This window comes from Amycolatopsis sp. H20-H5 (assembly GCF_035828755.1).
GTDB lineage: Bacteria > Actinomycetota > Actinomycetes > Mycobacteriales > Pseudonocardiaceae > Amycolatopsis.
This window is the reverse complement of sequence record NZ_JAYMZS010000033.1, coordinates 73590-80921: the sequence shown is the minus strand read 5'-3', so window position 1 is coordinate 80921 and position 7332 is coordinate 73590. Positions and strand designations below refer to the sequence as shown.

Genomic DNA, 7332 nt, shown 5'->3' with positions numbered 1-7332 from the left:
CTCTCCCTCAGGACGTCAGCCCGCGGCGCAGGCGGCCGTGCCCACCTTGAAATCGGTGGGCAGGCCGCTCGACGGCCCGCTCGCCTGGAAGCCGAGGGCGACCGCGGCTCCCGGGGCAAGGGCTGGCGACCAGGACGGCGCCGTTGCCGTCAGCTGCTGCCCGCTCTGGCTGACGGTGGCGTTCCAGCCGTTGACGAGCTGGGTTCCCGAAGGGGCCGTCCAGGCCAGCTTCCAGTTCGCCAGCGCGGACGTGCCGGTGTTCTTCAGCGTCACGGTGGCGGTGAAGCCCCCGTTCCAGCTGTTGTCGATGTGGTAGGCGACCGCACACGCACCCGGTCGCGGATCGGGCGGCGGGTCGGTGGTGCCCGATCCCGACGGCGGGATCAGGTACGGGCCCACGAGCGACTGCTTGGCCTGATTGACCGTGGTCCAGTCGTCGTTGAGGATCCCGCCGGTGTCCCCGGAGTTGGGGTTCCACGACCAGTAGGTGAAGCTCATCCCGCCGGTCCCCGTGCCCGTGTACCGCATCAGCTCCTGAAGCCACACCTTGTCCCGCGGGTCGGCGAGCGTGGTGCCGAACTCGCCGAGCAGCACCGGTGCGATGTTCTCCTTTTTCAGGTAACCGAAGAAGTGGTCCCACAGCCCGGTCAGGTTCGCCGGGAACGCCGGGTCGGAGAACCACGGCTGGGCGAACACCGACGTGGCGTACTCGTGTGCCGAGTAGACCAGCTTGTCCGGATGGGACAGCCGGACCGGGTACTGCCTGGCGCCGGAGAGGTTGCCGCCCCACCAGCCGCACTGCGGGTCACCGGTGCCGGAGACGCAGTCGATGCCCTCCACGATGACCAGCCAGTCCGGGTTGACGCCCAGCACGGCCTCCCCGCCCCGCTCCGCCGCGAGCCGCCAGTCGGTCGCGACGTCACCGCAACCCCAGCACGCTCCCCCACCACCCTGGATGGCATGGGGCTCGTTGTGCAGGTCCGCGCCGATCACCGTCGGGTTGCCCCGGTAATGCTGGGCGAGCATCTTCCAGTCGGCCAGCCACCGGCTCTCCGGGTACGCGCTGGTGTACCACAACGGCGACTGCGTGCCGGAGTCCGGCCGGTGCTGGTCGAGCACCACGCGCATGCCCTTGGTGCCCGCGTAGGCGATGATCTTGTCCAGCACCGCGAGCCCGCCGAGGCCCCGCAGGTCGGTGTTCTTCGCGTAGTCGATGCCCGCCGGTGTCGAGCCCGGGTCGAACAGCTGGTTGGAGTAAGGCAGCCGGAGCGTGTTGTACCCCAGGCCCGCCATCTGGTCGAGCATCTCGCGGTAGTCGCGGGTCCACAGACCGTGCGGTGAGTAGTTCCCGGTCTCGGCGCCGAACCAGTTGACGCCGGTCATCCGCACCGGCGCGCCGGTCGCGTCGACCAGCTGGGCACCGGCTGCGTGCCAGTACCCCGTACCGGTACCGCTGACCCGCGGTGTCGCCGCCATGGTCGGGGCCGCCGTGAAGACGACGGCCCCGGCCAGTGCGGCGATTGCACACCCTAAGGCGCGTAATCGCTTCATTCTCGTGGTGTCCTTTCGTTTTTCCCGGTCAGCCGAACAGGTCCACGTGCGCGGCGAACGCGGTGGCGATCTCCGACTGCGCCCAGAACCGGTGATAGGTGAACGTCGGCGCGGGCCCACCGTCCAGATAGGACTGGACCTTCGGCCAGTCCGGATCGTTCTTGGAGAACGACCGGATCGAGCCGAACGTCGAACTCGCGGTGATCGGGTCGCCGTTGGGCATGGTCCCGGTCCAGCCCGGCGGGACGTAGAGCCCCTGGTCCGTCGTCGCGTCGTACGCGTCGTCGAACCGGTTGTAGTCCGTTCTGGTTTCCGGGATGGCGATGCCCTTGGCATCCGGATGGGCCATGAGCGCCGTGAGCAGGCCCTCACCGACCGTCCGCGCCTGGGCGCTGCCAGAGCCGGACGCGTAGTAGAGCAGCGTCTTCGCCAGCGAAGCCGCGACACCCACGTCCTGGCTGTGGTTCTTCACCGCCACGTGCAGGCCCGTATTGGCGCCCGGGGCGGTCGCGTTCCAGGTGTCGGGTGTGCCCGTCCAGGTCAGGTCGGACGGGATCTGGAACGCACCGCCGGTGCCCACCGTCGTACCGGCGATCGCCCACGGGACCCACTTGTCGAGGACCTTCTTGGCCCGGACGTCCTTGGTGGCCTGGTAGTACTCGGCGATCCGCTCCATGCCCCAGGTCTGGAACCCGAACCACTGGTTGCTCGGCGGGTCGTGCCACACCGGCTGCTGGTCGTAGAACATGCCGTAGAACGTGGGTGTCCCGGCCGGTGGGGTGCCGTACTGGCCTTCCCAGCTGCTGGTCGCGCCACCGGCGAGACCACCTTCGGCGGATTGCAGCCACTGCAGGAACTCGAGCTGCCGGTCGAGGCTCTTGGCCCAGTCCGCGGAACCCGTGGCGGAGATCGTCTTCAACCCGGCGTCCGCCGAAAGCGCGTACGCGGCCAGCGGGTTTTGGTAGCCCTGGTGCGCGGCGCCATCCCCGATGCGCCACGCCCACGGGCTTGCCGGGTCGAGCGAGCCGCCCCAGGCGTAGTACCAGGAGACGAGGTAGTGCTCGCTTTCCTTGCCGGTTCCCGCCGCGCAGGTCGAGGGGCCGACACAGTTGCCGATCTTCTTGAAGTACTTGTCGAACAACGAGTACCGCAGATAGTCGCCCATCTTCGACGCCTTCTTGACGACGTCGGCGATCGCGGCCGACTTGCCCTGCGTCTTGGCCCATTTCTCGGCCTGGAAGGCCACCTGCACCACCCGCGCGTCGGCGTCCGGCGCGTCGGTGTACTTCCACTGCTTCGCATACGTGGAGTCGCCGGTGAACAGGTCGAGATAGCCGTTCTTGCCCCCGAACTTCATCGTGTCGCACGACGGCTGGGTGACGGTCTCCCAGACCGACTCCTGAGAGCCGCGCTGGAAGGTGTTGATGAACGCCGGGGCGGTGTTCGTACCGTCCTCGCAATGGCCGAACTGGTAGATGTTGTCCACGTCGAGCAGCCAGTGCATGCCGTAGACGTCCGCGTTGCCGTACGCGGCCTTCAGTTCGGCGGCGATCGGGTCACCTCCGACCGGGACCGACGTCTGCAGCTTTGACGGATACTGCTTCGGACTCGCGTACTCCGCCGCGTAGGTCGCGGGTTTGCTCGCGTCGTAGCCGCTGTTCGTCGGCTGGTCGGCGGTCGACGGGATCGCGTACTTCTCGATCGAGGCGTAGGCGGAGTTGAACGGCGCCCAGTCGCCGGTCACCCGGCCGTAGGACGCCTCCAGCCACAGGTAGTAACCGAACGCCTCCGACGTCGTCTCGTGCCCCTGGTCCGGCGCCTCCACGATCAAGGTCTCGACCGAGTGGTACGGCACGAGGAGGTCGCCGAACTTCCGGAAGTAGCCGTTGGCCGGGTCCTTGATCTTGTTGTACTGCTTAAGGAATTCGACCTGATAGTCCGAAGTGGACTTCGCGATCTCACGCACGGTCACCGTGGCTTGGGCGTACCCCGTGCTCGTCGCGGTGAATGTCGCGGTGCCCAGCTCGCCACCGTTGTCCGCGGAGGCGACGGTGACGTTCTGCGCGACGTTCCAGTTCGCCGGGGTGAACGACAGCGAAGCCGGGGTGGCCGTCAGATCAGCGCTCCCGGTCGCCTTCGCCACGGCCACCGTCACCGGCACGGACGGCGGCCCGGCCAGGGTCACCCCGAAGGTCGCGGAGCCGCCCTGTTTGACGTCGGCGGTCGGTGGCGAAGCCAGGATCGTCGGCCCGGCAAGCACTTTCACCGTGACAGGGCTGGAGGTGGCCGACGCGCCCTTGTCGTCGTAGGCCTTCGCCGTGATCGCGTACGTCCCGGCGGGCACACTGCCCCAGCTCCCGGCGAACGGCGCCGTGGTGTCGGTGGCCAGCAAGGTGTCCCCCGCGTAGAACTCGACCTTGGCGACCGCGCCGTCCGAGTCCGTGGCCGTGGCCGCGAGCGGGATCGTGCCGGGTGTGTAGTAGGTGTCGCTCGCCGCCGGTGCGGTCAGCGAGACCGTCGGTGCCTTGTTGGCACCGGTGCACGCGACACCGTTGACGGTGAAGCCCGCGGGTGGGCGGTTGGCCGCGTTTCTCGTGCCGTTGAAGCCGAAAGAGGTCGACGCGCCGGTCGCCAGTGATCCGTTGTAGGGCAGGCTGGACGCGGTCGCCGACGCACCGGCCTGGGCGAAGGTGGCGTTCCAGCCCTGCTGGATCTGCTGGCCGTCGAGGAAGGACCAGCCCACCTTCCAGGTGGCGAGCGCGGGCCCGTCGTTACGGAGAGTGACATTCGCGGTGAACCCGGTGCCCCAGTCGTTCGTGGCGTACTGGACGGTGCAGGCCACGTCGGCCGCCGCACCTGCCGGGGACGGGGAAGCCACTGTCGCGCCGGCCAGTGCCCCGATCACGAGGATCGGCACCGCCCTGGTCCGGCTCAGAAGTCGTCTTGAGTGCATGGCCGCGGAACTCCTTTGTTCGGGATGACCATCGGCAGAGCCTGAATCTGGGAGCGCTTCCAGAATCGACAGAACGGTAACCACCACTCGACCGGCTGTAAAGAATCGGTGATCCACACCCCGCACCCAGCCGACGTGTCGCCGGTCTGCGCTGTCGGCGATGCGGAACTGATCGATCCTGAACAGCCCTGAACAAGCGGGAAGTGACCACCCGAATGCCCCACCGCGCCTTCTCGCTGTAGTCACAGTTCACCCCAGCACTGCGCCGGACAGGTGATTCCCCGCGAATTGCCCAGGCGCTCGGCTCGTGCCCGGACTCGGTCCTCATCGGATTCGGTGTTTACAGACGGCGCCGCGGACGGCTAACCTCCCGATGTTTCTGGGAGCGCTCCTAGTTTTCGCCTCCCACTTCGGCGCCGTCCTCCGTTCCGGACCGGCACCACCCGTTTCCACGCAGCTCACGAAGGAGTGACCATGCGACCGAGAACTGCCCTGCTCGCCTCGGCGAGCGCACTGGCCCTCGCGGCCGGCCTGACACTGGTGACCACCGCCACGGCGGGCCCGCAGGCCGCTGTGGCGGCCTGCAAGGTGGACTACACGACCAACGACTGGGGCAGCGGGTTCACCGCGAACGTGACCGTGGCCAACCTCGGCGCCGAGCCGCTCACCGGCTGGAAGCTCACGTACTCCCACAGCGGGAACCAGCAGCTGCAGCAAGGGTGGAACGGCAGCTGGGCCCAGTCCGGCAAGACCGTCACGGTCAGCGGACTCAGCTGGAACAACATCATCCCCGCGGCCGGATCGGTGAGTGCGGGGGCCAACTTCTCCTACAGTGGCGCGAACGCCAGGCCGACCGACTTCGCCGTCAACGGGACGAGCTGCACCGGACTGCCGCCGACCACCACTCCCACGCCACCGACCACCACGACACCGACCACCACCCCGCCGCCGGATGGTACCGCTCCGGCATTGCACGTGTCCGGAAACAGGTTCGTCAACGCCACCGGGACACCGGTGACCCTGCACGGGGTGAACCGGTCCGGCGCGGAATTCGCCTGCGTGCAGGGCAATGGCATCTTTGACGGCCCGATGGACGCGGCGTCGGTGTCGGCCATCAAGAGCTGGCACACCAACGCCGTCCGGGTCCCGCTCAACGAGGACTGCTGGCTCGGCCTGGACAACGTCAAACCCGAGTACGCCGGGCAGACCTACCGCGACGCCATCAAGTCCTATGTGGACCTGCTGCACCAGAACGGGCTGGTGGCCATCCTCGACCTGCACTGGACACAGGGCGTCTACACCGGAAACTCCTCCGCCTGCACCGCGGTCACCTCGACCTGCCAGAAGCCGATGACCGACGCCGCGCACGCGGTCGACTTCTGGCGCTCCGCGGCCACCCTGTTCAAGGGTGACAACGCGACCGTGTTCGACCTGTTCAACGAACCCTACGTCGACCGCGCGGTCTCTTCCGGCGCCTGGGCGTGCTGGCGCGACGGCGGTTCGGCCTGCCCCGGCGTCGGGTTCGAGGTGGCCGGAATGCAGACCCTGGTCAACGCGGTCCGCGCGACCGGGGCGGCCAACGTCATCCTGCTCGGTGGCCTGGCCTACGCCAACGACCTGAGCCAGTGGCTGCAGTACAAACCCGCCGACCCCACGGGCAATCTCGCCGCCTCGTGGCACTCGTACAACTTCAACACCTGCAGCTCATCCTCGTGCTGGGACGCCACCCTCGCCCCAGTCGCCGCGCAGGTTCCCCTGGTGGCCGGTGAAATCGGCGAGAACGACTGCGCGAGCGGTTACGTCACCGGGCTGATGTCGTGGCTCGACCAGCACGGCGCCTCGTATCTCGGCTGGACCTGGAACACCTGGAATTGCGGTTCCGGTCCGGCGCTGATCTCGAGTTACGACGGCACACCGACGGCGTTCGGCGCGGGGATCAAGGCGCACTTCCTGGCGTTGAACTGAACAGGACGTCTTCCGAAACTTTCCGAAAACATTTGACCATCCACGGTGGCCGGACACAAGATCGTCCCGTCACCAGTCCCCTTCGGACCGTGCCACGCTGCCCGACCGGTCAGGTCGGCCTCAATGAGGAGGAACACGCAGATGAACCACGCCCCTGCCCGCTCGAAGGGCCGCCTGCGCCGCCGCGCCCGGCTGCTCGCCATTGGCGCCTGTACCGTGGCGCTGGCCACGACCGCCGCGCTCCTGCCCGGCACCGCCCACGCCGACACGGTCATCACCAGGAATCAGACCGGCACCAGCAACGGCTATTACTACTCCTTCTGGACCGACGGTGGCGGCTCGTCCTCCATGACACTGGGATCCGTTGGCAACTATCGGATGTCGTGGTCCAACACCGGGAACTTCGTGGCCGGTAAGGGCTGGAGCAACGGCGGACGCCGGAACGTGAACTATTCGGGCAGTTTCAACCCCTCTGGTAACGGATATCTGGCCCTGTACGGCTGGACGTCGAACCCACTCGTGGAGTACTACATCGTCGACAACTGGGGCACGTACCGGCCCACGGGAACGTACAAGGGCACGGTCACCAGTGACGGCGGCACGTACGACGTCTACCAGACGACGCGCTACAACGCGCCCTCCGTCGAAGGCACGAAGACGTTCAACCAGTACTGGAGCGTCCGGCAGTCGAAGAGAACGGGCGGGACCATCAGCACCGGCAACCACTTCGACGCGTGGGCCCGGTACGGGATGAAGCTGGGCACCTTCAGCTACTACATGATCCTCGCGACGGAGGGCTACCAGAGCAGCGGGAACTCCAACCTGACGGTGAACGGATGACCATCCCGGCACCCCCGACCACC

The 7332-nt window shown here is 67.5% G+C and carries 4 protein-coding genes; 2 read left to right on the top strand and 2 right to left on the bottom strand.

Features of this window, described 5'->3' with window-relative positions; all coding sequences use genetic code 11:
• Positions 1–15: 15 nt before the first annotated feature.
• Positions 16–1551 carry a cellulase family glycosylhydrolase gene (locus QMK34_RS20045; RefSeq protein WP_326415650.1) on the bottom strand — a complete coding sequence of 512 codons (1536 nt, stop codon included), beginning with the start codon at positions 1549–1551 and terminating at the stop codon, positions 16–18.
• A gap of 28 nt (positions 1552–1579) precedes the next feature.
• Complete coding sequence (locus QMK34_RS20040; protein ID WP_326415649.1) at positions 1580–4504, bottom strand: glycoside hydrolase family 48 protein; 2925 nt, start codon at positions 4502–4504, stop codon at positions 1580–1582.
• 474 nt (positions 4505–4978) lie between these two features.
• Here QMK34_RS20040 and QMK34_RS20035 point away from each other — a divergent pair, with 474 nt between their 5' ends.
• A complete protein-coding gene (locus QMK34_RS20035; protein WP_326415648.1) occupies positions 4979–6469 on the top strand; it encodes a cellulase family glycosylhydrolase in 1491 nt (496 codons plus the stop codon).
• 141 nt (positions 6470–6610) lie between these two features.
• Positions 6611–7309 (top strand): glycoside hydrolase family 11 protein, encoded by a 699-nt coding sequence (locus QMK34_RS20030; protein ID WP_326415647.1) that lies wholly within the window; start codon positions 6611–6613, stop codon positions 7307–7309.
• The last annotated feature ends 23 nt before the right edge of the window (positions 7310–7332 follow it).